Source organism: Pseudomonas sp. PB106 (genome assembly GCF_009764645.1).
Taxonomy (GTDB): Bacteria; Pseudomonadota; Gammaproteobacteria; order Pseudomonadales; family Pseudomonadaceae; genus Aquipseudomonas.
This window is the reverse complement of sequence record NZ_RWIM01000022.1, coordinates 53,931-77,948: the sequence shown is the minus strand read 5'-3', so window position 1 is coordinate 77,948 and position 24,018 is coordinate 53,931. Positions and strand designations below refer to the sequence as shown.

At 59.5% G+C, this 24,018-nt stretch carries 17 protein-coding genes and 5 tRNA genes; 7 read left to right on the top strand and 15 right to left on the bottom strand.

The window, feature by feature from the left end:
- Positions 1-39 precede the first annotated feature (39 nt).
- On the top strand, positions 40-3,318 hold the full coding sequence (locus tag EJA71_RS04425; RefSeq protein ID WP_158954636.1) for a PAS domain S-box protein: 3,279 nt from the start codon (positions 40-42) through the stop codon (positions 3,316-3,318).
- An 86-nt stretch (positions 3,319-3,404) separates the two neighbouring features.
- Positions 3,405-5,096 carry a molecular chaperone HscC gene (locus EJA71_RS04420; RefSeq protein WP_158954634.1) on the top strand — a complete coding sequence of 564 codons (1,692 nt, stop codon included), beginning with the start codon at positions 3,405-3,407 and terminating at the stop codon, positions 5,094-5,096.
- Here the strand turns inward: EJA71_RS04420 and EJA71_RS04415 are convergent.
- The 12 genes from EJA71_RS04415 to gltX form a co-directional block, all read right to left on the bottom strand.
- Positions 5,093-7,795 (bottom strand): DUF805 domain-containing protein, encoded by a 2,703-nt coding sequence (locus EJA71_RS04415; RefSeq protein WP_158954632.1) that lies wholly within the window; start codon positions 7,793-7,795, stop codon positions 5,093-5,095. The two genes, EJA71_RS04420 and EJA71_RS04415, sit on opposite strands and share 4 nt — an antisense overlap.
- Entirely contained in the window at positions 7,792-8,487 is a 696-nt protein-coding gene (locus EJA71_RS04410) for a DUF1266 domain-containing protein (protein ID WP_158954630.1), read from the bottom strand. The genes EJA71_RS04415 and EJA71_RS04410 overlap by 4 nt, the downstream gene beginning before the upstream one ends.
- A gap of 187 nt (positions 8,488-8,674) precedes the next feature.
- Positions 8,675-9,121 carry an Hsp20 family protein gene (locus EJA71_RS04405; RefSeq protein WP_093432063.1) on the bottom strand — a complete coding sequence of 149 codons (447 nt, stop codon included), beginning with the start codon at positions 9,119-9,121 and terminating at the stop codon, positions 8,675-8,677.
- A 121-nt stretch (positions 9,122-9,242) separates the two neighbouring features.
- Positions 9,243-10,202 carry a tRNA-dihydrouridine synthase gene (locus EJA71_RS04400; RefSeq protein WP_116031011.1) on the bottom strand — a complete coding sequence of 320 codons (960 nt, stop codon included), beginning with the start codon at positions 10,200-10,202 and terminating at the stop codon, positions 9,243-9,245.
- A gap of 165 nt (positions 10,203-10,367) precedes the next feature.
- Positions 10,368-10,805 carry a thioesterase family protein gene (locus EJA71_RS04395; RefSeq protein WP_158954628.1) on the bottom strand — a complete coding sequence of 146 codons (438 nt, stop codon included), beginning with the start codon at positions 10,803-10,805 and terminating at the stop codon, positions 10,368-10,370.
- Positions 10,806-10,851: 46 nt separating this feature from the next.
- A complete protein-coding gene (locus tag EJA71_RS04390; protein ID WP_158954626.1) occupies positions 10,852-11,685 on the bottom strand; it encodes an alpha/beta fold hydrolase in 834 nt (277 codons plus the stop codon).
- Between the two features lie 30 nt (positions 11,686-11,715).
- Complete coding sequence (locus EJA71_RS04385) at positions 11,716-12,255, bottom strand: TetR/AcrR family transcriptional regulator (protein WP_007913421.1); 540 nt, start codon at positions 12,253-12,255, stop codon at positions 11,716-11,718.
- A gap of 182 nt (positions 12,256-12,437) precedes the next feature.
- Positions 12,438-12,513: transfer RNA gene (locus tag EJA71_RS04380), tRNA-Glu, on the bottom strand.
- A 79-nt stretch (positions 12,514-12,592) separates the two neighbouring features.
- Positions 12,593-12,668: transfer RNA gene (locus tag EJA71_RS04375), tRNA-Ala, on the bottom strand.
- 53 nt (positions 12,669-12,721) lie between these two features.
- Positions 12,722-12,797 (bottom strand) — tRNA-Glu (locus EJA71_RS04370).
- Positions 12,798-12,876: 79 nt separating this feature from the next.
- Positions 12,877-12,952, bottom strand: a tRNA-Ala gene (locus tag EJA71_RS04365).
- Between the two features lie 201 nt (positions 12,953-13,153).
- Positions 13,154-14,635, bottom strand: coding sequence for a glutamate--tRNA ligase (gene gltX, locus EJA71_RS04360; protein WP_158954624.1), 1,482 nt, complete (start codon positions 14,633-14,635; stop codon positions 13,154-13,156).
- Between the two features lie 228 nt (positions 14,636-14,863).
- Here gltX and EJA71_RS04355 point away from each other — a divergent pair, with 228 nt between their 5' ends.
- Together EJA71_RS04355 and EJA71_RS04350 are read left to right on the top strand one after the other, a co-directional pair.
- Entirely contained in the window at positions 14,864-15,913 is a 1,050-nt protein-coding gene (locus EJA71_RS04355; RefSeq protein WP_158954622.1) for an HlyD family secretion protein, read from the top strand.
- A 49-nt stretch (positions 15,914-15,962) separates the two neighbouring features.
- On the top strand, positions 15,963-17,453 hold the full coding sequence (locus EJA71_RS04350) for an MDR family MFS transporter (protein ID WP_178113650.1): 1,491 nt from the start codon (positions 15,963-15,965) through the stop codon (positions 17,451-17,453).
- Positions 17,454-17,592: 139 nt separating this feature from the next.
- On the opposite strand, the gene uvrB is transcribed toward EJA71_RS04350, so the two are convergent.
- Positions 17,593-19,608, bottom strand: a complete 2,016-nt coding sequence (gene uvrB / locus EJA71_RS04345; protein WP_008083013.1) for an excinuclease ABC subunit UvrB — start codon at positions 19,606-19,608, stop codon at positions 17,593-17,595.
- A 337-nt stretch (positions 19,609-19,945) separates the two neighbouring features.
- Here uvrB and EJA71_RS04340 point away from each other — a divergent pair, with 337 nt between their 5' ends.
- Both EJA71_RS04340 and EJA71_RS04335 read left to right on the top strand, forming a co-directional pair.
- Positions 19,946-21,142 carry an amino acid aminotransferase gene (locus EJA71_RS04340; RefSeq protein WP_158954617.1) on the top strand — a complete coding sequence of 399 codons (1,197 nt, stop codon included), beginning with the start codon at positions 19,946-19,948 and terminating at the stop codon, positions 21,140-21,142.
- Positions 21,143-21,370: 228 nt separating this feature from the next.
- Entirely contained in the window at positions 21,371-21,571 is a 201-nt protein-coding gene (locus EJA71_RS04335) for a hypothetical protein (protein ID WP_158954615.1), read from the top strand.
- On the opposite strand, the gene EJA71_RS04330 is transcribed toward EJA71_RS04335, so the two are convergent.
- A complete protein-coding gene (locus EJA71_RS04330) occupies positions 21,568-21,798 on the bottom strand; it encodes a hypothetical protein (protein WP_095188340.1) in 231 nt (76 codons plus the stop codon). The two genes, EJA71_RS04335 and EJA71_RS04330, sit on opposite strands and share 4 nt — an antisense overlap.
- Positions 21,799-22,017: 219 nt before the next feature.
- On the opposite strand from EJA71_RS04330, the gene EJA71_RS04325 reads away from it, so the two are divergent.
- Positions 22,018-22,093, top strand: a tRNA-Asn gene (locus EJA71_RS04325).
- Between the two features lie 225 nt (positions 22,094-22,318).
- On the opposite strand, the gene EJA71_RS04320 is transcribed toward EJA71_RS04325, so the two are convergent.
- On the bottom strand, positions 22,319-23,842 hold the full coding sequence (locus EJA71_RS04320) for a nucleobase:cation symporter-2 family protein (RefSeq protein ID WP_158954613.1): 1,524 nt from the start codon (positions 23,840-23,842) through the stop codon (positions 22,319-22,321).
- Positions 23,843-24,018 lie beyond the last annotated feature (176 nt).

Sequence of the window (24,018 nt, the reverse complement as noted above, 5' to 3'; positions counted from 1 at the left end):
CTGTGCCTAATGCCACCATCAGCTCAAGGCCTGTCCACAATGCCGAAATCTGTTGACCGAATTCCGCCGATGCCGCGTATTCAGGCGATTGACCCGCGTCATTCCGAGCAGAGCTGGGAGAGCGCGCCGCAATTGCTCGCCGCGCTTAATGGCGCCCGGCTCGGTGCCTGGTACTGGGACATCGAGCGCGGGCAGATCAGTTGGTCACGCGGCACTCAGGCCTTGTTCGGCTTTGACCCTCGGCAACCGTTGCCTGAAGACCTGGAATATCTCGACCTGCTGCCGCCGGAGGACCGCGCGAAAACCGTTCGCGCCTTCCACGCGGTGATCGCCGGTGCACCGCTGGAACAAGCCATGCACCACCGCATCCGCTGGCCTGACGGCAGCCTGCACTGGCTGGAGATCAGCGGCAGCTTGCTGCCGGATAAAAACGGCCGGCCCCGAATGATCGGGGTGATTCGCGAAATCACCCATCAGCGTCAACGTGAACAGGCGCTGAGCAGCTCGGAGAAACGTTTCGCCACACTGTTTCATCTTTGTCCGAACATGGTGTTGCTGACTCGCCAGGAAGACGGCCTGATCAGCGAAGCCAATCAGTATTTCGAAAGCCTGTTCGGCTGGCCGGTGCAGAGTGCCATCGGCCGTACCACGCTGGAACTCGGCCTGTGGGTGCACCCGGAGCAACGCGCCGAGCTGGTCAAGAAAACCAATACCAAGGGCGAACTGATCGCCATGGAAGTGCAGTTTCGCGCCAGCAACGGCCAGGTGCACGACGGTATTCTCAGCGCCCAGAAAGTCGAGCTCGAAGGCCAGCCGTATCTGCTCAGCACGTTTCTCGACACCACTGAGCGCAAAGCCGCCGAACATGCGTTGAAGGACAGCCAGGAACGCCTCGACCTGGCGCTGGATTCGGCGCAACTCGGCACGTGGGACTGGCACATTCCCAGCGGCATGCTTTACGGCTCGGCCCGGGCCGCGCAACTGCACGGCCTCGAACCGAAGCCGTTCCATGAGTCGTTCGACGAATTTTTCGAAGGCGTTCCAGGCGAGGAACGCGACAGCATGCGCGACGCCTATCGCAGTCTGCGCGAAGGCCCGGCGGGCAATTATCAGCTGACTTATCGCGTGCAATTGCCGGACGGCAGTTCGCGCTATCTGGAAAGCCGCGCCCGCCTCTACCGCGACGACAACGGCGCGCCGCTGCGCATGGCCGGCACGCTACTGGACATCACCGATCAGGTCGAGCGCGAACAGCGCCTGGTGGCTTCAGAGGAGAAATTCGCCACGTTATTCCAGGTCAGCCCCGACCCGATCTGCGTCACCCGCCAGGACAGCGGAGAGTTCATCGAGATCAACTCCAGCTTCAGTCAGACCTTCGGCTGGAGCGCCGCCGACGTGATTGGCCACACCGCCGAAGAAATCGGCTTGTGGGACGCCTCGGCAAAAAGCCTGCAACGGATCGAGCGAGTGATCCGCGAGCAGGGCCTGAGCAATGTCGCGATCATTGTCCAGCACAAGGACGGCCAGTCGCTGACCTGTGTGATTTCCAGCCGGCAGATCAGCGTCGGCGACCAACCGTGCATCGTCACCACTTTGCGCGATATAACCCAGCAGCAGCGTTCGGAAGCGGCGCTCAAGGCCAGCGAAGAAAAATTCGCCAAGGCGTTTCACTCCAGCCCCGACGCGATCACCATTACCGAGCGCGACACCGGGCGCTATCTGGAGGTCAACGACGGTTTCTGCCGGCTCACCGGCTATCGCGCCGACGAAGTGGTGGGCAAAACCGTTTATCAGGTCGGGATTTGGGCTGAGGAAAAACAGCGTTCGGCGCTACTGGCCGAGCTGCAGATCAAGGGCCGCGTGCACCACCAGGAAATGCTCGGGCGCAACAAGCGCGGCGAATTGCTGACGGTGGAAGTTTCGGTCGAGCCAATCACCCTCAATGAAACCGCATGCCTGCTGCTGACGGCGCGGGACGTGAGCCTGCTGAAAAACGCTGAAGCGCAGATTCGTCACCTCGCCTACCACGACCCGCTGACCAACCTGCCCAACCGCGCCCTGCTGATGGATCGCCTGAGCCAGCAAATTGCCCTGCTCAAGCGCCACAATCTGCGCGGCGCCTTGCTGTTCCTCGATCTCGACCACTTCAAACACATCAACGATTCGCTCGGCCACCCGGTCGGCGACACGGTGCTGAAAATCATCACGGCGCGACTGGAGGCCAGCGTGCGCATGGAAGACACCGTTGCGCGTCTGGGCGGTGACGAATTCGTGGTGCTGCTCAGCGGCCTCGAAGGCTCGCGTAATGACGTCAGCGCGCAAGTGCGCAATCTCGCCGACACCTTGCGTGAATTGCTTTCGGAGCCGATGTTCCTCGACGGCCAGCGCTTGCAAGTGACGCCGAGCATCGGCGTGGCGCTGATTCCCGATCATGGCTCGACGCCGACTGATCTGCTCAAACGCGCCGACATCGCCCTGTACCGGGCCAAGGATTCGGGGCGCAACACCACGCAGATGTACCACAACACCATGCAGAAAGCGGCCAGCGAACGGCTGCGCATGGAGACCGACTTGCGCCTGGCGTTGTCCCGTGGCGAATTCAACGTGCATTTCCAGCCGCAGATCGATGCCCGGGACAACCGCATCATCGGCGCCGAAGCGCTGGTGCGCTGGAATCACCCGGAACTTGGCGCGCAATCGCCTACCGAGTTCATCAAGGTGCTGGAGGACAGCGGGCTGATTCTCGAGGTTGGCACATGGATTCTCGACGAGGCCTGCGAAGCGTTCAAACAACTGATCGCCCTGAAACTGGTGGACCCACTCGACTTCAGCCTGTGCGTGAACATCAGTCCACGGCAATTCCGCCAGAACGACTTCGTCGAACGCATCGAACACAGCATGACCAGCCACGGCCTGCCCTGCTCGCTGCTCAAGCTGGAAATCACCGAAGGCATCGTCATCCAGAATCTCGAAGACACCATCAGCAAAATGCGCCGTCTGAAAAAGCTTGGCGTGAGCTTCGCCATGGACGACTTCGGCACCGGTTATTCGTCGCTGACTTACCTCAAGCGCCTACCCGTGGACACGCTGAAAATCGACCAGTCGTTTATTCGTGATGCGACGACTGACCCGAACGATGCCGAGATCATCCGCGCGATCGTGGCGATGGCGCGCAGTCTGGAGTTGGAGGTAATTGCCGAAGGGGTGGAGACGCCGGAGCAACTGGCATTCCTGCAAGGGCTGGGCTGCCATTTGTATCAGGGTTATCTACACAGTCGACCGGTGGCGCTGGAAGAGCTGAAAAAGCTCCTGCCCTAACCGCTGCACGTTGCAACAGAAGCGCAATTGCCACGGTTTGCGGCAACCTGTAGGGTCGCGGTTTTTGCGCCGTTTCGAGATCTGTCATGCAGGATGCATCCCTCCCCCGCCCGGCTCTGCTGGGCATCGACCTTGGCACCACCAACAGTCTGATCGCCGTCTGGCAGGACGGTCAGGCCCGCCTGATTCCCAACGCTCTGGGCGATGTGCTGACGCCATCGGTGATCAGCCTCGATGAAGACGACACGATTCTGGTCGGCAAAGCCGCCCGCGCCCGCCTCACTACGCACCCGGAACGCAGCGCTGCAGCGTTCAAGCGCTTCATGGGCAGCGATAAACAAGTTCAGCTCGGTGCACGTCAGTTCAGTCCGGAAGAATTGTCAGCGCTGGTGCTCGGCTCACTCAAGCAGGACGCCGAAGCCTTTCTCGGACACCCTGTGTCGGAAGCGGTGATTTCCGTTCCGGCGTATTTCAGCGACGAACAACGCAAACGCACGCTGTTTGCCGCTGAACTGGCCGGGCTCTCGGTGACACGCCTGATCAACGAGCCGACCGCTGCCGCCATGGCTTACGGGCTGCATGAGCAGAAATTCGAACGCACGCTGATCTTCGATCTCGGCGGCGGCACCTTCGACGTTACGGTGCTGGAATACGCTTTGCCGCTGATCGAAGTGCACGCCTCCACCGGCGACAACTTTCTCGGCGGCGAAGACTTCACGGCCGCACTGTTGCACGCCTGCCTGAAGCACTGGCAACTGACCCCGGCCATGGTCGATGCGCAAAGCATGGCCAGCCTCGGCGACGCGCTGGAGCAACTGAAATGCAAACTCGCTGATGGTGTTCAGCCTCTGAGCTGGAGCCATGGCGACAAGACGCTCGAATGGTCGCTGGACGAAGCGGCTGCGGTGAAAATCTGGGAGCCGCTGCTGGCCCGTTTGCGCGCTCCGATCGAACAAGCCCTGCGCGACGCTCGCCTCAAACCTCGCGACCTCGACAGCCTGGTGCTGGTCGGCGGCGCCACGCGCATGCCGGCGGTGCAGCAGATGGTCGCGACGCTGTTCGGGCGCCTGCCTTACCGGCATCTTGATCCGGATACCATTGTTGCGCTGGGGGCGGCGACGCAAGCGGCGTGCAAAGCGCGTGACGGGGCGGTTGAAGAGTTGATTCTGACGGATGTCTGCCCGTACACGCTGGGTATCGAGACCATCCGCGGCAAAGACATCGACGGAGCGTTTTCGCCGATCATCGAACGTAACACCATCATCCCGACGTCACGGGTGGAACGCTATTACACCACCCATCCTCAGCAGGCGCTGCTGCGCATCGCGGTCTATCAGGGTGAGCGGCCGTGGGTGTGCGACAACATTCTGATTGATGCTTTCGATGTCACCTTGACGCCCATCGCGCACATCCAGGCGCTGGATGTACGCTTCAGTTATGACATCAACGGTTTGCTCGAAGTTGACGTCACCCTGCTCGAAACCGGCGAGCGCCACAGTCACAGCATCGACCGCAGCCCCACGGGTTTGGATGAGCAAGCGCGCCGCGACAGCCATAACCGGCTGTCGACGCTGAAGATCCATCCACGCGACGCACTGCCCAACCGCACATTGCTGGCTCGTCTGGAGCGGGCATGGATGCAGAGCCTCGGCACGCAACGCGAGCACATTGCCGAGTGGCTGCACAACTTCACTACCGTGCTCGCCGGCCAGCAACCCTCGGAGATTGCCAGCCATCGCTCAGAGCTGAACAAGGCGCTGGATCAACTGCGCCTCTAGCCGTTGAGTCGCCGCAATGCAGCCTGCAGGCCGCCCGACAGCATCTCGGTATCGCCGCTGTCCGGCGGCACACCATAGCGGTTGGGCAACTTGTCACCGGCAAGCCCGAACAACACCAACGGCAGGAATGGCAAAAACGGCGTCAGCGCCATGAAGATCAGCAACGTCGGAATGCCTCTGCCCATGTCGTGCAATCGACGCAGAATGGCGCCGAACACCAGCAGCACGCCCAATAGCAGGATAAGAATGCCTGCGCCCGTGGTGCCACTGATCAACCCTGCCACTGGCGCAATCACCATACACCCCAAGACCTGAGCGATAAAAGCCTTGCGCCCCAACCGCGAGCCGAGACGCCAGATCGCTGTCGCCGGTACCGGCTGCACATCGCTTTTCGCCAGCAGTAATCGTTCCGACCAGGACAATAACGCGCACAAGGCCAGGCGCAGGCCGACGCTGTTCTGCAGATCATCCTTGCCCTGCTGCAGCTGCCGCAGAACCCGGGTTTTCGGCACGCCGGCAGCGCCATAACGAATCAAGCCCTTGAGCGCGTCCAGCGCCTCGTACGCCAGCAGTTTGTCGACGCCAAAATCCGTCAGCACTTTGCGGGGCGGCCACACCGGTTCGCCTTTGATCAAACCGTCGCGGAAGCCTTCGAACCAGTCGTCTTCACAACTGATCGCCGCGATCGATTGCAACAATGCGCGATGCTGCTCGGCACTCAGGCTCGGGTCGTGATAGAGCACGCCCCAGAACATCATCAAACCCAGCAAATCGTCGCCACATGCCGCTCGATCACTTTCGAGGCAGGTGTAAAGCAGGGTATTGGCCGGCAACCGGACACTGTCGAGTGCCTGTTGTACGCTGAACAATTGCTGCACCAACAAGCCGTGCACCGGGTCATTGCCTTGCAGCCATCCGAGCAAACCGTTGCAATTGCCTTGCTCGCGCAGCAAGCGCCGCAGCAGTGGCTGCAGTCGACTCAAAGGATGAGCCGGATTGAATGGCAGGCGTTCAAGGCACTGCACATCAATCATTTGCAGCCAGCGTTCGGGCTGGTCCAGCAACGCCAGCAAAAACAAGGTCTGAGCGTGCCACTCCCAGGTGGCCTCACCCAGCCCGACCGGTGGCAACTGAATACCGCGCCGGCTCAACTGCAGAATCAAATCGAGTTCGGACAAGTCGCAGTCGTCTTTGAGCGCAGCCAACTTGAACGCTTCGGCGATTCGTTCCAGCGCAGCGTCATTGTAAGGCCGCAAGCGACGCAGCCACAGCCGACAGACCTTGTGCGACTCGCCGTCGGTCAGCACCTGCGGCAATGGCCGTGCACCTGAATCCGCTTCGCTGAAAGCACTCATGGCCAGCGCAATCGGTGCCTCGCCCAGCCAGCGCAGGTGTTGCCTAGCCTGATATTTGAACCCGCTCATCACCAGGCTTTCGAGGGCATCGATCGGCAGCGGTGCATCCACAATCTGCTGCAACAACGCTGTATCACCGCGATGCAGCGCCCAGGCGTGGCGGTACAGATGCAGTAATCGGCTGTCGGCATTTTCGCCCAGCAATTGCGCAAGCAATGGCAGCTCATCACCGCTCATGCGCCAATCGACAAAGTTTTGCGCAAGACCCTCAAGCTTTAACCGCCCAACACCCAGCCAACGATTCAGCGTCTCGGGATGTTGTGACGGACAGCCATACACTTGGCAGTCATCGGCAAGATCGTCTGACCACCCAGATATGCCCCGCAGGCGATCGAACGCCTGAATCAACAGCGGCAGAAAAGTCGGCTGGCGCTTGGCGCACATTTCCAGCAAACGACTTTCCGCCATCGGATGGCGGTGCTCGTTCCACAGCCGGATCCAGCAAGGAAATGCCTGATCGTCCCGCCCGAGCAGACTGCTCTGACAGGCCAACAGGTAAAGCCAGTCGACATCATCCGGTGCTGCAAGCTGCTGCTCGACGCAGCCCTGCAAAAATGTCGGCACGCCGATGCCTGCCTGAGTGAACTGCACCAGCAGCCGCTTGAGGAACGCGGCATCATTTGGCAATGGCAGGCACGTGTGCTGACTGGCGAAGTCGACGAACTCATGGAGTGGACGCTGGTTGAAGATGAAGTCGAGGCTACGGGCGTACCACAGCGATTCAGTCTGGGCGGCCTCTGACCATGCGCTCATCAGATCCGTATCGAACGGATCCGGCGTTTCGATTCGCTGGAGAAAGAAGCCCACCTGATGCGCATCGTCGAAACCCAGATCCAGCAACTGTTGATCCCAGGCCATACGCTTGGCCAACAGATTCGCGCAGCGGTACGACAACGGACCGGCATCGGCCATCCGGTGGTACAGCGGCCAGCTGAGTTCATCGAGCACGTCCAGCGACAGCTCATCCAGCCCTCGAACAAAGGCCTGCCACGCGGTGAAATTGAACCGGCGCGCGGGATCATCCAGCAGCTCGCAAAAATCGCCGAACACTGGAGGGACCTCTACGACAGTCTGTTCTGAGGCTTGGGACTCGTACTCGTCCTCGGGCTCTTCTTCCTCGTCCTCACGCGCCAGACGCAGGGCGTTTTCGTAGGCCGCGCGCAGCGCCTGGAAGCCTTGCGGGTCGGTCTCCGGGTGATGCGCTGGCAAACGTGCGCGGTAAGCATTGCGAATCAGGGTTTCGTCGTTAGTAGGCTCGATGCCCAGGCGGATCCAGCAACTCATGACCAGTCGAACTCCTTGAGCGATGCCGGGCGTGACGGCAAATCGATTTCCATGTGCCACGGCAAATCAGCAAGGAACTGAGGAATGTTCTCGGCAAGCCCACGGGCAATTCGCACATTAAGGGCGTTGGCGCCTTGTCGGTCCAGCTCATGCGCAAGCTCATCGTCGCTGGCGCTCAGGCAGGACCAGAAGGTCCGGCCCACCACAAAGCCATCGAAATACGCCATCCAGCTACCGTAGTGAAATTGCGCTCTGAGGGCCAATCGGCTGTGCAGCCAATTGCTTTCGTCCAGGTCGATCCACTGATTGCGCACCGCGCAACGCAAGAGAAAGCCCATGCGGCCATAGTCCCAGGACAATATCCCACCCGGCCCGCAACTGCCGAACGTGCGGCTGGCAAACTCATGCAGGACCCGTTCACGGGAGGAGAGATCTTCAAGCAAGGCCTGCCATTCAGTCGGCAGACAACGTTGCCACGCCAAATAGGCCGCGCTGAGGTGTTTGGCATGGCCGTCGTCGGTCATCCGTTCGAGCATGTCGAACAATTGCCCACGATCATCGATACCCCAACTGTTCTGCAGATCGATGTAGCGATCGTTGCAGAAGGCCGGGTCGTCGTAGCTGGCGCCGGTATTGATCGCCGCCATTGGCGCAGACAGGGCGCACAGCCAGCGCTGTTGAATCTCGTCCATGAAAAAAGGCTCCAGGCCGACCGGTGAGGAATGGGGGTCGGCAAAACTGCCGCGGATTGTAGAGAAACCGCCGCCAGCGGCAAAGCCGAACAACGGTTTTCTTGCGCGCAAAAAAAGGCCCCGACGTATCGGGGCCTTCATTCAGCGGCTCATCGTCTGATCAGACGATTGTGTTACGGCACATGACTCAGTGCTGCAACGCCGGCTTCTCCACCCCATTGATCGGGATGCGCTTGGCTTTCGCTTCTTCCGGGATCACTCGCAACAGGTCGATGCTCAGTAGGCCGTTTTTCAGATCCGCGGCCTTGATCTCGATGTGATCAGCCAGACGGAAGGACAGCTTGAACGCACGCTGGGCGATGCCCTGGTGCAGGAAGGTCACGCCTTCGTTGGCGTCACGCTTGCCGCCACTGATGGTCAGCACACCCTTTTCGACTTGCAGCTCCAGGTCTTCTTCCTGGAAACCGGCTGCCGCTACGACGATGCGGTACTGATCATCACCGTGCTTTTCGACGTTGTAAGGTGGGTAGCTGCTGCCTGGCTCGTTGCGCAAAGCGGTCTCAAACAGGTCGTTGAAACGGTCGAAACCTACCGAGGAACGAAACAGTGGCGCGAGGGAAAATGCGGTACTCATGGTGCAAATCTCCTGAAAAAAATCAGCAAGGTTTTCTATCTCCGCGACCCGAATTCGGCATCGCGTAACCCTTAAATAGGGACCGCTGAAATGATTTCAAGAGATTATTTGCAGATTTTTTTCAGGCTGCTTCGGCGACTGGCAGACCGAGCAAACGCGAGACATGATCCGGCTCAGTCTCGCGCCGCAGCACGGTAAACAGCTCGGTTGCCTCTGGATAATTGCGGGTCAGCATCGCCAGCCATTGTTTCAAACGGCCCGGCGATTGGCGGGCGGTCATTTGTGCTTTGGCTTGCAGCCAGAAATCCTGAATCAGCGGCATCAGTTCTGCCCAGGTCATTTCGACGACTTCTTCACCGGCGCGTGCAGCAGCGATTTGCTTGGCCAGATCCGGACGCGACACCAGACCGCGACCGAGCATGATGTCTTCAACGCCACTGATTTCGCGGCAACGGCGCCAGTCTTCGACGCTCCAGATATCACCGTTGGCGAACACCGGGACTTTGACCACGTCTTGTACGCGCGGAATCCACTCCCAATGCGCGGGCGGTTTGTAGCCGTCCATTTTGGTTCGAGCGTGAACCACGATGTGCTCGGCGCCACCTTCAGCCAATGCTGTAGCGCAAACCAACGAACCGTCCGGACTGTCGAAGCCGAGGCGCATTTTCGCGGTAACGGGAATGTGCGCAGGGACGGCACGGCGCACGTGTTCGACGATCTGATTGAGCAGCTCGGGCTCCTTCAGCAGCACGGCGCCGCCACGGGACTTGTTAACGGTCTTGGCCGGGCAACCGAAGTTGAGGTCGATCACTTCGGAGCCCAACTCGCACGCCAGTGCAGCGTTTTCCGCCAGGCAGACTGGATCGGAGCCGAGCAATTGCACGCGCAGCGGCACACCAGACGCGGTGCGGGCACCGTTGAGCAGCTCCGGGCCGAACTTGTGGAAATAGGCCGGCGTGAGCAACTGATCGTTGACCCGAATGAATTCGGTCACGCACCAATCGATGCCGCCAACGCGGGTCAGCACGTCGCGAAGGATGTCGTCGACCAACCCCTCCATGGGCGCCAGAGCAATTTGCATGGGAAAAACACTACTTGAGGAAAAAACGTGGGGCAGTTTACTGGATTGAGCGGCTTAAACCCACGACCACCTGTAGGAGCTGCCGAAGGCTGCGATCTTTTTATGTTGTTTTTTAGAATCAAGATCAAAAGATCGCAGCCTTCGGCAGCTCCTACAGGGATTGTGTCAGGCCGGGACTTGGATTGCCGGGCCGTAACCTTCGATGAACTCCGCTGGCATGCGCTTCGGCTTGCCCGTCGACAGTTCGATGCAGACAAACGTGGTTTGCGCGCGCAACAGCGTGGTGTTGTCGCTCGGGCGCTTGAGCTGGAAATGCCGGGTCATCTTCAGACGCTGATCCCAATCGACGATCCACGTCGCCAATTGCAACTCGTCGCCTTCATAGGCGGCGGCCAGATAATCGATTTCGTGACGCACGACGGCCATCGCCCGATCCAGACGTCGGTATTCGACCAGATCCAGACCCAGACGCTGCGAGTGGCGCCAGGCACAGCGTTCGAGCCAGGTCACGTACACCGCGTTGTTCGCGTGGCCCAGCCCGTCGATGTCTTCGGCGCCTACTTGCAGATCAATGGTAAACGGCGTTGCCCGATCCCAGCCCATGCCCCACTCCCGGTCAATGTATTCAACCCGGGCAGTGTAACGGAGCTCACGCCGATTGGCGCGCCTGCAGGCTGCGACCGGCCAACAGTGATAACACGCCATCAATCACTCGCGGGTCGGCGAGCACGCGCTGATGACCACCGCCCTCAAGCCGCAACAAGCGGCTGTCGAACCAGGATTCGTGGATCAGTTGCGATTCTTTGACCGAGACGAAGTTATCGTCCTCGGCATGCACGATCAGGCCGGGCATATCCAGTTGATAGTGGGCGACGTCGAGGGTAGCGGCGCGCATACCGACGTCTTGCTCGACCTGGCGAATAAACGCTGAACGCGCTCTGGGCGGCATGCCGACATAGCGGGCAAATCCGCGCAGTACGCCGAGAATGCGCGCTGGCGCGGCGATGCTGACAAGGGTTTCAGTGCGCAAGCCCAATTGCACGGCGAGCATCGCGCTGGCGCCGCCCATGGAGTGACCGATCACCGCTTGCAGGGGCGGCAGCTCGGCGGCCGCCTCGAGCATGGCGCGGGCGAATAAAACAACGTTAGCTTCGCGCCCAGGTGAACGACCGTGAGCCGGGCCATCGAGGGCAATAACCGTGTAACCGGCGTCAACCAGTGCAGTGATCAGCGCGGCGAACTGAGTGGGGCGCCCTTCCCAACCGTGCATCAGCAGCACCGCAGGACCCTGGCCCCAGCGCAGCGCTGAAAGACCGAAACGCAAGGTGATGCGCTCTGCGCTGGCCAGCATCGGCAGTTCCCAATCACGCAGCGGCAGCGCGCGCGGCGTCATGAAAGCAAGACGCATCTTGCTCGCCACCCGTTGCGGTGCAATCCAGCCCAAGGTGCCATTAACGCCACGAACCCACTTCAACGTGTTCATCGCTCTCTCCTCAGGCTTGCTGCCTTCAGGTCAACGCACCGCCGACTTGGCAGCGCGCAGCAATCGATCAGACAAATCTCCCGGGCCGAGCGCTCTTGCGAGTGCCAGACCTCCCACCATCAAGGCCACGTCGGCCAAAGCTTTGTCGGTGTCCTCGGGGCTGGACGCCAACTGCGCAATCATCAACTCCAGGTGTTCGTTCAGCGCGATGCGGAACGATTCCGGCAAGCGGCCCAATTCGCCGATAGACGCCGGGATTGGGCATGCCGCGTCACTCGAATCACGGTGTTTGCGCGACAGGTAGAACGCAGCCACCAAGGCGCGGCGCTCTTCTCCAGTCAGTTCGGCGTCCATGTCGGCAATCAGGTCGCGGCGGCGACCGAGCAATTGCTTGAACGCTTCGAGCATCATGGCGTCCTTGCTTTCGAAGTGTGCATAGAAGCCGCCGACGGTCAGGCCGGCTGCGCCCATTACTTCGCCCACGCTCGGATCGGCCGGGCCACGCTGAATCAGTGCGGCGCTGGCAGCCTTGAGGATGCGTTCGCGGGTTTGAGCTTTTTTATCGTTCATCGTTGCCTCCGAATATTACGATTAGAATATTATTCGCATAATAATAATCTGCAAGTCAAGAATATGACCGCTGGTCTGAAGCACAGTGTAAGGAAGAAGGAGAGTTGGCCAAACGCCAGACAAACAAAAGGGCCATTCAATAATTGAATGACCCTTATAAAATCCCGCAGAGCGGGTAATCGTGGCGTCCCCTAGGGGACTCGAACCCCTGTTACCGCCGTGAAAGGGCGGTGTCCTAGGCCACTAGACGAAGGGGACACAAACCTTCTATACAACTGATCAGTGCTGAGAGCTGATCGATTCAAGGCCGGTGTGGCCAGACCTTGAACGTGTAAATTGGTGGAGCTTAGCGGGATCGAACCGCTGACCTCCTGCATGCCATGCAGGCGCTCTCCCAGCTGAGCTAAAGCCCCGGATTTTTCGCCTCGCGGCGGAGCGACATTTTGCAACATCGCTTCTGTAAAACTGGCGTCCCCTAGGGGACTCGAACCCCTGTTACCGCCGTGAAAGGGCGGTGTCCTAGGCCACTAGACGAAGGGGACGCAAACCCTTCTATACAACTGATCAACGCTGAGTGTTGATCGCTTCAAAGCCGGTGTGGCCAGGCCTTGAAGTGTAAATTGGTGGAGCTAAACGGGATCGAACCGTTGACCTCCTGCATGCCATGCAGGCGCTCTCCCAGCTGAGCTATAGCCCCTCATCGTTGATGTCATCGCTGAGGACGGGGCGAATCTTAAGGGCGTATCGAAAGCCTGTCAAACTTATTTTTGAAATTTTTCAAAGTTTTTCGTCGGCATAACAATCACTTACCGCCCTCCCCCCGTAAATTCGGGAGAAGCGCCGAAGGCACGATCAAAAGATCGCAACCTTCGGCAGCCCCTACAGAGAACAAAAACGCTTAAGCGATAGCGCCCAGCAGCTTTTCCCACTCTTTGTTTTCTTTCTTCGACACGCCGCCCAACAGGTCAATCGCCTGACGCAGACGGAAACGGGTCAGATCCGGGCCAATGATTTCCATGGCATCGAGCACCGACACCGAACTCGCCTGCCCGGTGATCGCAGCAAACATCAGCGGCATCGCATCGCGCAGCTTCAACTCAAGGGATTCAACCACTGTCTGAATCGTTGCGGTGATGTTGTCCTTTTCCCACTGACGCAGGCTTTCCAGCTTCCACAGAATCAACTGCATCAACTGACGAACCTGATCGCCCGAGAGCTTTTTCGATTCGAACAGCTTGGCATCCGGATTGACGCCACCGGCGAAGAAGAAGCCGCCCAGCGGGGCAACCTGGCTGAAGGTTTCAACACGACCCTGAACCAGCGGCGCGATCTTCATCATGTATTCCGGGTTCAACGCCCAGGTCTGCAAGCGGCTGGCAAACTCTTCCACCGGCAGATCGCGCAGCCACTGGCCGTTGAGCCACGACAGCTTCTCGATGTCGAAGATCGGGCCGCCAAGGGAAACACGCTTGAGATCAAAGTTGTCGACCATTTCCTGCAGCGAGAACTTCTCGCGCTCGTCCGGCATCGACCAGCCCATGCGACCGAGGTAGTTGAGCATGGCCTCAGGCATGAAGCCCATGCGCTCGTAGAACGTCACCGACGTCGGGTTCTTGCGCTTGGACAGCTTGCTCTTGTCCGGGTTACGCAGCAGCGGCATGTAGCACAGCTCTGGTTGTTCCCAGCCGAAATATTCGTAGAGCAGAATCAGTTTCGGCGCCGATGGCAGCCACTCTTCGCCGCGCAGGACGTGGGTGATGCCCATCAAATGGTCGTCGACCACGTTGGCGAGGAAGTACGTCGGCAGGCCGTCGGTCTTCATCAGCACTTGCATGTCCATGCGATCCCACGGGATCTCGACGTCGCCACGCAGCAGGTCCGGCACCACGCAAACGCCTTCGCTCGGCACTTTCATGCGGATTACGTGGGGTTCGCCGGCGGCCAGACGGGCTGCGACTTCTTCTTTCGACAGAAGCAGCGCGCGGCCGTCGTAGCGCGGGGTTTCGCCGCGCGCCATTTGCTCAGCGCGCATCTGATCGAGTTCTTCAGCGGTGCAGAAGCATGGGAACGCATGGCCCATGTCGACCAGTTGCTGGCAGTACTTCTGGTAAATGTCGCCGCGCTCGCTCTGGCGATACGGGCCGTGCGGGCCGCCAACGTCCGGGCCTTCGCTCCAGTCGATACCCAACCAGCGCAGGGCGTCGAAGATCTGCTGTTCGGACTCGCGGGTCGAACGCAACTGGTCGGTGTCTTCGATCCGCAGGATGAACTCACCGCCATGCTGCTTGGCAAAGCAGTAGTTGAACAATGCGATGTAAGCGGTACCTACGTGGGGATCCCCGGTAGGCGATGGCGCGATGCGAGTGCGGACGGTGGTCATGGCATGTCTCGAAAAGAATGAAAAGCAAAACAATCAAGCGGCGAATGGTAACAGGCGACACCCGCCCGGCTCCAGCAGGCAGGGCATTTAAGCCAAGTTTGCGTCTGGAGCGCCCGTAAGCCGTGGTGAATGGGTAAATATCAGCGGATGGCATTTACCGTTTATCGGCTGTATGCCAGATTCACCGGCTGATAACTTTCCTTACAATTCCTCAACTACAGTTTGCCCATGCCTGCCCAACTCAAGCGTCGCCTGTTTATTTTCCTGCTGCTCGTCCTGCTGATCGCCGGGGGCTTCTTCGCCCATTGGTTTTTCAAGGGACGCTTTTATGAAAGCACCGACAACGCCTATGTCCAGGGCGAAATCACCCGTGTGTCGAGCCAATTGAGCGCGCGCATCGATAAAGTGCTGGTGCAGGACAATCAGCACGTGGAAAAAGGCCAGTTGCTGGTGCGCCTCGAACCGAATGATTTCCGCCTCGCCGTGGACCGCGCCAATGCCGCCCTCGCCACCCGTGAGGCCGAACGCCTGCAAGCGCAGAGCAAGCTGACCCAGCAATCGAGCCTGATCGCCGCGAGCGATGCGCAAGTGGCGACCACGCAAGCGACCCTTGGCCGCTCGCAAATGGACTTGTCGCGCGCCGAAACCCTGCGCAAACCCGGCTACGTTTCCGAAGAGCGCGTAACCACCCTCGCCGCCGACACTCACATCGCTCGCTCGCAAGTGACCAAGGCGCAGGCCGATGCACAAGGCCAGCGTCAGCAGGTCAACGCCTTGAACGCGGAAATCAAGCGCCTCGACGCGCAGATCGCCAACGCCCGCGCCGATCTGGCGCAAGCCGAACTCAACCTGACCCGCAGCGAAATCCATGCGCCGATCAGCGGCCTCGTTGGCCAGCGCGCCGCGCGCAACGGCCAAGTGGTGCAGGCCGGCGCCTATCTGCTGTCGATTGTTCCGGATGAAGACATCTGGGTGCAGGCCAACTTCAAGGAAACCCAGATTGGCCACATGCAGCCCGGACAAAAAGCCGAGCTGACCTTCGATGCCTACGGTGACACGCCAATCGAAGCGCGGGTCGAGAGCCTGTTCGCCGCGTCCGGCGCGCAGTTCAGCCTGTTACCACCGGACAATGCCACCGGCAACTTCACCAAAGTCGTGCAACGGATTCCGGTGAAACTGACCTTCAAGGCCGATAACCCGTTGCACGGCAAGATCCGCCCGGGCATGTCCGTCACCGCCACCGTGAATATCAAAGACGCCCCAGAAGATGGCCGGTGATTCGCTGATCCGCCCGGTCGGCGAACCGACCCGGCGCGACTGGATTGCGGTGATGAGCGTAATGCTCGGCGCCTTTATGGCGGTGCTCGACATCCAGATCACCAACTCGTCGCTGAAAGACATTCAGGGCGCGCTGTCGGCGACGCTGGAAGAAGGTTCGTGGATTTCCACGTCGTATCTGGTCGCGGAAATCATCATGATCCCGCTGACCGCATGGCTGGTGCAGCTGCTGTCGGCGCGACGCCTGGCGGTGTGGGTGTCGCTGGGTTTTCTGGTGTCCTCGCTGCTGTGTTCGATGGCCTGGAGCCTGGAGAGCATGATCGTCTTCCGCGCCATGCAGGGCTTCACCGGCGGCGCGCTGATCCCGCTGGCATTCACCCTGACCCTGATCAAACTCCCCGAACATCATCGCGCCAAAGGCATGGCGATGTTCGCCATGACCGCGACATTCGCGCCGTCAATCGGCCCGACGCTGGGCGGTTGGCTCACGGAGAACTGGGGTTGGGAATACATCTTCTACATCAACATCCCGCCGGGCCTGATCATGATTGCCGGGCTGATGTATGGGCTGGAGAAGAAAGAAGCGCACTGGGAGCTGCTGAAAAGCACCGACTACACCGGCATCCTCACGCTGGGCATCGGCCTCGGCTGCTTGCAGGTTTTTCTGGAAGAAGGCCATCGCAAGGACTGGCTGGAATCGAGTCTGATCGTGACGCTGGGCAGCATCGCGCTGGTGAGTTTGATCACTTTTGTGATCGTGCAAATCTCCAAACCGAATCCGCTGATCAACTTGGGCATTCTGCGCAATCGCAACTTTGGTTTATCGAGTATTTCCAGCCTGGGGATGGGTGTCGGGCTGTACGGCTCGATCTATTTGTTGCCGCTGTATCTGGCACAGATCCAGAACTACAACGCCCTGCAGATCGGCGAAGTGATCATGTGGATGGGCGTGCCGCAGTTGTTCCTGATTCCACTGGTGCCGAAGTTGATGAAGATCATTTCGCCGAAGTGGCTGTGTACGCTCGGCTTTGGTTTGTTCGGGCTGGCGAGTTTTTCTTCGGGCGTGCTCAACCCGGATTTCGCCGGGCCGCAGTTCAATCAGATTCAGATTGTGCGGGCGCTGGGGCAGCCGTTGATCATGGTGACGATTTCGTTGATTGCCACGGCGTACATCCTGCCGCAGGACGCGGGATCGGCGTCGAGCCTGTTCAATATTTTGCGTAACCTTGGCGGTGCGATTGGCATCGCCCTGCTCGCTACGCTGCTGGACGCGCGCACCAAGACCTACTTCGATTATCTGCGTGAGGCGGTGGTGCCGACCAATCCGCAGGTGGCCGAGCGCCTGGCATCGATGACGGACCGGTTTGGCAATGACACGGCGGCACTGGGCAAGTTGAGTGAGATCGTCCATCAACAGGCGGCGATCATGGCTTACAACGATGCGTTTCATTTTGTCGGGATTGCGTTGGGGATCAGTATGTTGGCGATTTTGTTAACGAAGAAATTGCCGCAAGGGCTGAAGGCTGGGGAATCCCACTGATATTTGCTGTGTCTGGTCTGGCCCCATCGCTGGCAAGCCAGCTCCCACAGGGATTGATGGTGAACACAAATTTTGTGAACACCAAAGAAACCTGTGGGAGCTGGCTTGCCAGCGATGAGGCCCGACCAGACAGCACAAATCAAACCGCCAAAAGCCGCTCGCGCAGTTTGGCAATCTCATCACGCATCTGTGCCGCCGCTTCAAACTCCAGATCCCGCGCCAGCTGATACATCTTCTCTTCCAGCGCGCGAATGCGCTTGGTGATCTCGCTCGGCGAGCGCAATTCGGCTTCGTACTTGGCGTTCTCTTCGGCGGCTTTGGCCATGCCCTTGCGCTTCTTGCTGCGCGAGCCCGGCACGGTGGCGCCTTCCATGATGTCGGCGACGTCCTTGAATACGCCTTTCGGGGTGATGCCGTTTTCCAGGTTGAACGCGATCTGCTTGTCGCGACGACGCTCGGTCTCGCCAATCGCCCGCTCCATCGAACCGGTCATACGATCAGCGTAAAGAATCGCCCGACCATTGAGGTTACGCGCCGCGCGGCCGATGGTCTGGATCAACGAGCGTTCGGAACGGAGGAAGCCTTCCTTGTCGGCGTCGAGAATCGCCACCAGCGACACTTCCGGCATGTCCAGACCTTCACGCAGAAGGTTGATGCCGACCAGCACATCGAACGTGCCAAGGCGCAGGTCGCGGATGATTTCGACGCGCTCAACCGTATCGATGTCCGAGTGCAAATAACGCACGCGCACGCCATGATCGGCAAGGTAATCGGTGAGGTCTTCGGCCATGCGCTTGGTCAGCGTAGTGACCAGCACGCGCTCTTCGATCGCCACGCGCTTGGAGATTTCCGACAGCAGATCGTCGACCTGCGTCAGCGCCGGACGCACTTCAATCTGCGGATCGACCAGGCCGGTAGGACGCACCAGTTGCTCGACCACGCGTCCGGCATGCTCGGCTTCGTAGTTGCCCGGCGTCGCCGAGACGAAAATGGTCTGCGGGCTGACCCCTTCCCACTCGTCAAAACGCATTGGCCGGTTATCCAGCGCTGACGGCAGACGGAAGCCATACTCGACGAGGGTTTCCTTACGCGAACGGTCGCCCTTATACATCGCGCCGACCTGCGGCACGCTGACGTGGGATTCGTCGATCACCAGCAAGGCATCCGCTGGCAGGTAATCGTAGAGCGTTGGCGGCGCCGCACCGGCCGGACGCCCGGACAGGTAGCGCGAGTAGTTTTCGATGCCGTTGCAGTAACCCAGCTCGAGAATCATTTCCAGGTCGAAACGCGTGCGTTGCTCAAGGCGCTGAGCTTCGACCAGCTTGTTGTTGCTGCGCAGATATTCGAGGCGTTCCTGCAGTTCGACCTTGATGTGTTCGATGGCGTCGAGCAGGGTTTCCCGTGGCGTCACATAGTGACTTTTCGGATAGAACGTGAAACGCGGCATCTTGCGGATGACTTCGCCGGTCAGCGGGTCAAACGCGGAAATACTTTCGACCTCGTCATCGAACAGCTCGATGCGGATCGCCTCCAGATCGGATTCCGCCGGGTAAATGTCGATCACATCGCCACGCACGCGGAAGGTCGCGCGGGCAAAATCCATGTCGTTGCGGGTGTATTGCAGGTCGGCCAAGCGCCGCAGCAGTGCGCGCTGATCGAGTTTGTCGCCGCGATCGACGTGCAAGACCATCTTCAGATAGGTTTCCGGGCTACCCAGACCGTAGATGCACGACACCGTGGTGACGATGATCGCGTCCTTGCGCTCCAGCAGCGCTTTGGTCGCGGACAGGCGCATCTGCTCGATGTGGTCGTTGATCGACGCATCCTTCTCGATGAAGGTGTCGGACGACGGCACATACGCTTCGGGCTGGTAGTAGTCGTAGTAGGAAACGAAGTATTCGACGGCGTTGTTCGGGAAGAACGCCTTGAACTCGCCGTACAACTGCGCCGCGAGGGTTTTGTTCGGCGCCAGCACCAGCGTCGGACGCTGAATCTGCGAGATGACGTTGGCAATGCTGAAGGTCTTGCCCGAGCCGGTCACACCGAGCAGCGTCTGGTGCGCCAGCCCGGCTTCGATACCCTCCACCAATTGGCGAATGGCTTCCGGTTGATCGCCGGCGGGCTCGAAGCGGGTGACGAGCTGGAATTCGGACATATACACCTCTGGAATCATGGCGTTCCGAGCAAAGCGGAGCACCACGGGGACGACCGCAAACGACCGGTGTCGCGCAAGAAAAAACCTGGATTGTGCTCAATGTGGTGGCGATTGCCTCTCCTTTCAAGGCAAACGTCCTACATCCGGTAAAGTCTCTGACACGGCCAATCGACTAACGGTCAAGAAATAATCGTAAAAACTTGCCTGAAAAGCCGAATCGCCTGTCGCCATTGCTCGCAGATGGCCTCTATACTAGCTCCCCGTTTGTGCACCGCTCTAGTGCATTCGGCTGGAGCGCGACACGTCCCTCCACACTCCATTCAGAGCCGCCGTAATAATGAGCCTGTTCTCCGCTGTCGAAATGGCACCCCGCGATCCAATCCTGGGCCTCAACGAAGCATTCAACGCCGATACCCGGACCACCAAGGTCAACCTGGGCGTTGGCGTTTACTGCAACGAAGAGGGGCGAATTCCACTTCTGCGCGCTGTTATCGAAGCCGAGACGATTCGCGTCGCTCAACACGCTTCGCGCGGTTACCTGCCGATCGATGGCATCGCTGCCTACGACCAGGCCGTGCAAAAGCTGCTGTTCGGCAACGACTCGCCGCTGATCAGCGCCGGTCGCGTCATCACCACTCAGGCCGTCGGCGGAACCGGCGCACTGAAAATCGGTGCTGACTTCCTCAAGCAACTGCTGCCGAACGCCGTCGTGGCGATCAGCGACCCAAGCTGGGAAAACCACCGCGCACTGTTCGAAACCGCTGGTTTCCCAGTGCAAAACTACCGCTACTACGACGCTGCCACCCACGACGTCAATCGTGCTGGCATGCTCGAAGACCTGAACGCCCTGCCGAACGGCTCGATCGTTATCCTCCACGCTTGCTGCCACAACCCGACCGGCGTCGACCTGACACCGGCAGACTGGAACAACGTGCTGGAAGTGGTCCGCGCCAAAGGTCACGTGCCGTTCCTCGATATGGCTTATCAGGGTTTCGGCGACGGTATCGACGAAGACGCCGCTGCCGTGCGTCTGTTCGCTGAATCCGGTCTGACTTTCTTCGTCTCGAGCTCGTTCTCCAAGTCGTTCTCGCTGTATGGCGAGCGCGTTGGCGCCCTGTCGATCATCAGCGAATCGAAAGAAGAAAGCGCGCGCGTGCTGTCGCAAGTCAAACGCGTGATCCGCACCAACTACTCCAACCCGCCAACCCACGGTGCAAGCATCGTTGCAGCGGTGTTGAACAGCCCGGAGCTGCGTGCGCAGTGGGAAGCCGAGCTGGCTGAAATGCGCCTGCGTATTCGCGGCATGCGCGAGCAGATGGTTGCCCTGCTGGCGGAAAAAGCGCCAGGTCGCGACTTCAGCTTCGTCGGCCGTCAGCGCGGCATGTTCTCCTACTCGGGCCTGACCACCGAACAAGTGCATCGCCTGCGCAACGAGTTCGGCATCTACGCGCTGGACACCGGCCGCATCTGCGTGGCGGCGCTGAACCAGAGCAACATCAAGGCGGTAACGGATGCGATCGTTCAGGTCATCTGATTTCGCTGCGTTATGAAAAAACGGGAAGCCTTGGGGCTTCCCGTTTTTTATTTGTCCAAAGGAATGCAACATTCCCTCTAAACTGCACACAAATCAAAAACTGTAGGCCTTCGCCTGCTCGCGATAGCGCCCTGTCAGCCGAAGCATCACTGTCTGACACACTGCTATCGCGAGCAGGCGAAGGCCTACAGGGTTTTGTGTTTATCCGAGTACTTTGTGAGAAGCCCAATGAAAAATGACAACCTGCGCGCCGACCGTGACGATCTGGATGATTTCATCCCGCGCGCCTCGGCCAAACGCGAAAAAAGCCTGGTGCTGCAAGTCGCGGCCGGGGTGTTTCTCGGTGGCCTGGCCCTGTGGCTGGTGCAACTGGCGGCCACCGCGGCCTACGCCAAACTAATCCTCGGCACGATTACCTTCGGCAGTTAAGCCAGTTCGGTCGCGCGCTGAGCGGCCGCATCGTCATAAACGACGTACAGCGATTCGGCGACCTGGCTTTTGATCGCCTTAGTGCTTTCCAGCCCAAGGACGAACCCTTCGGCCTTGCCACCGGCGCGGTTCAATTCCTCGGCAGTGCTGGCCTGGGTGATGGCCTCGAAGAGTTTCTCGGCGTGCGGCCCTACCCCTTTGGGCAGGCTGATTTGCGTGGTGCTCATGCGAACACCTCGTTGTTACGGGCAGAAAGTTTCATGGCGCGTACCTTTTCGGCGAATGGCCGGCAGCGCGTGTGACCACTTCCGGGCGGCCATGGTAGACCTCTCAGACAGTTCTGGTAATCGCCAATCGCTGACAAATCACCGTCTGTCCTGACGAATCGCAGTTTTTTGCACCTGACGCTTGACTTCTCTTTTTGAATCAGTAACATACGCACCAATTCCGCAATAGCTCAGTTGGTAGAGCAAATGACTGTTAATCATTGGGTCCCTGGTTCGAGTCCAGGTTGTGGAGCCAAATAGCAAAGCCCCTGAATTGAAAGATTCAGGGGCTTTTTTGTGGGCGTTCGAAAAGATCAAAAGATCGCAGCCTTCGGCAGCTCCTACAGGTTCAGCGTCATCCGCAAAATGGGCGGAAAATGAGACCTGTGTAGGAGCTGCCGAAGGCTGCGATCTTTTGATCTTCAAACAAAAAGGGCCGATCTGATTAACAGATCGGCCCTTTTACATTCAGCTACAGCAGTCAGACATGCTCGCTGCTTTTCACCTGCACTTTCGGCGCGCCATGCCCATGATCATGGTCATCCGGCTCAATCACCGGCACTTCATTGCCGTCGCAGTCGTGCAGTTTGCCGTCACTGAAGTAGTCGCCTTCGCGCAGCGCATCCAGATCGCGATAACGCAGAGTCCGCTCTTCCGCTGCCGCAAACACCGACTGCTGATCCGAGTTGCCAGCGGTGAAGTGGTTGAACGCCAGGTTGAGCAGAATCGCCATGATCGCCGACGAGCTGATGCCCGAGTGGAAAATGGTCGCGAACCAGCTTGGGAAGTGATCGTAGAAGTTCGGCGCGGCAATCGGGATCATGCCGAAGCCGATCGAGGTGGCGACGATGATCAGGTTGACGTTGTTGCGATAATCAACCTTCGACAGCGTGCGGATACCGCTGGCTGCCACCGTGCCGAACAGCACGATACCGGCGCCACCGAGCACCGATGTCGGCACCGCCGCAATCACCCGGCCCATGAACGGCAGCAGGCCGAGGATCACCAGGAACACACCGCCGGTGGCCACCACGTAACGGCTCTTGATTCCGGTCACTGCCACCAGCCCGACGTTCTGGGCGAAGGCGCTCTGCGTGAACGAACCAAAGATCGGCGCAAACATGCTCGACAGCATGTCGGCACGCAGGCCGTTGCCAAGACGCTTGGAGTCAACCTTGGTGCCGATGATTTCACCGACCGCCAGGATGTCCGCCGAGGTTTCCACCAAGGTCACCATGACCACGATGCACATCGACAGGATCGCCGCGAAGTGGAAGGTCGGCATGCCGAAGTGGAACGGCGTCGGGAAGCCGAACATCGGCCCGGTGGTGACGTTGGAGAAATCCGCCATACCGAGGAACACCGCCAGCACCGTACCGATCACCATGGCCAACAGGATCGACAGACGCGAGATGGTCGAACTGCCAACCTTGCTCAGCAGCAACACCAGCACCAGCGTGACCGCCGCCAGACCGATGTTTTGCATACTGCCGAAGTCCGGCGCGTGGCTGTTGCCACCCATCGCCCAGCGTGCAGCCACCGGCATCAGCGTCAGGCCGATGGTGGTGATGACGATACCGGTCACCAATGGCGGGAAGAACTTGGTAATGCGCGAGAACACCGGCGTGATCAACAAGCCGATCAGCGATGCCGCGATGACGGCGCCAAGCACCGACTGGAAGCCACCCTCCCCGCCGCTGCTGACGATCGCGACCATGGTCGCCACGCCGGAGAACGACACGCCCTGAACCAGCGGCAACTGACAGCCAAAAAACGGCAGGCCCAGGGTTTGCAGCAGTGTCGCCAGCCCCCCCGCAAACAATGAAGCAGCAATCAGCAAACCAATGTCCGCCGGCGACAACCCGGCAGCCTGACCGATGATCAGTGGCACCGCGACGATACCGCCATACATGGTCAGAACATGTTGCAGGCCGTAAGCCATATTCGCGCCGACCCCGAGATTCTCGTCCTCGGGCCGTTGGTGTGAAACATGGGGCGTTTTCATGGTGGGGGGTTCCCTGGTTTTTGTTATGCGCACACTGTATTCAATACTCGTGACAAATGTCCATAGAGTTGTATACAACTTATCAGTCACAAAATGGATAGGTAGCCACCCAACCTTCTAACCTGCGCCTTCCATCCCCCACAAATCCGGCAACACATCCCCTCCGGCGTCCGCGC

Excerpts from the sequence above, each read along its gene's own strand:
- EJA71_RS04405 (WP_093432063.1), bottom strand. The coding sequence starts at position 9,121 with ATGAGTACCGCATTTTCCCTCGCGCCACTGTTTCGTTCCTCGGTAGGT.
- EJA71_RS04410 (WP_158954630.1), bottom strand. The coding sequence starts at position 8,487 with ATGGACGAGATTCAACAGCGCTGGCTGTGCGCCCTGTCTGCGCCAATG.
- EJA71_RS04395 (WP_158954628.1), bottom strand. The coding sequence starts at position 10,805 with ATGGGCTGGGATCGGGCAACGCCGTTTACCATTGATCTGCAAGTAGGC.
- EJA71_RS04390 (WP_158954626.1), bottom strand. The coding sequence starts at position 11,685 with ATGAACACGTTGAAGTGGGTTCGTGGCGTTAATGGCACCTTGGGCTGG.
- gltX (WP_158954624.1), bottom strand. The coding sequence starts at position 14,635 with ATGACCACCGTCCGCACTCGCATCGCGCCATCGCCTACCGGGGATCCC.
- EJA71_RS04330 (WP_095188340.1), bottom strand. The coding sequence starts at position 21,798 with ATGAGCACCACGCAAATCAGCCTGCCCAAAGGGGTAGGGCCGCACGCC.
- EJA71_RS04425 (WP_158954636.1), top strand. The coding sequence starts at position 40 with ATGCCGAAATCTGTTGACCGAATTCCGCCGATGCCGCGTATTCAGGCG.
- EJA71_RS04420 (WP_158954634.1), top strand. The coding sequence starts at position 3,405 with ATGCAGGATGCATCCCTCCCCCGCCCGGCTCTGCTGGGCATCGACCTT.
- EJA71_RS04400 (WP_116031011.1), bottom strand. The coding sequence starts at position 10,202 with ATGCAAATTGCTCTGGCGCCCATGGAGGGGTTGGTCGACGACATCCTT.
- EJA71_RS04385 (WP_007913421.1), bottom strand. The coding sequence starts at position 12,255 with ATGAACGATAAAAAAGCTCAAACCCGCGAACGCATCCTCAAGGCTGCC.
- EJA71_RS04415 (WP_158954632.1), bottom strand. The coding sequence starts at position 7,795 with ATGAGTTGCTGGATCCGCCTGGGCATCGAGCCTACTAACGACGAAACC.
- EJA71_RS04340 (WP_158954617.1), top strand. The coding sequence starts at position 19,946 with ATGAGCCTGTTCTCCGCTGTCGAAATGGCACCCCGCGATCCAATCCTG.
- EJA71_RS04355 (WP_158954622.1), top strand. The coding sequence starts at position 14,864 with ATGCCTGCCCAACTCAAGCGTCGCCTGTTTATTTTCCTGCTGCTCGTC.
- uvrB (WP_008083013.1), bottom strand. The coding sequence starts at position 19,608 with ATGTCCGAATTCCAGCTCGTCACCCGCTTCGAGCCCGCCGGCGATCAA.
- EJA71_RS04335 (WP_158954615.1), top strand. The coding sequence starts at position 21,371 with ATGAAAAATGACAACCTGCGCGCCGACCGTGACGATCTGGATGATTTC.
- EJA71_RS04320 (WP_158954613.1), bottom strand. The coding sequence starts at position 23,842 with ATGAAAACGCCCCATGTTTCACACCAACGGCCCGAGGACGAGAATCTC.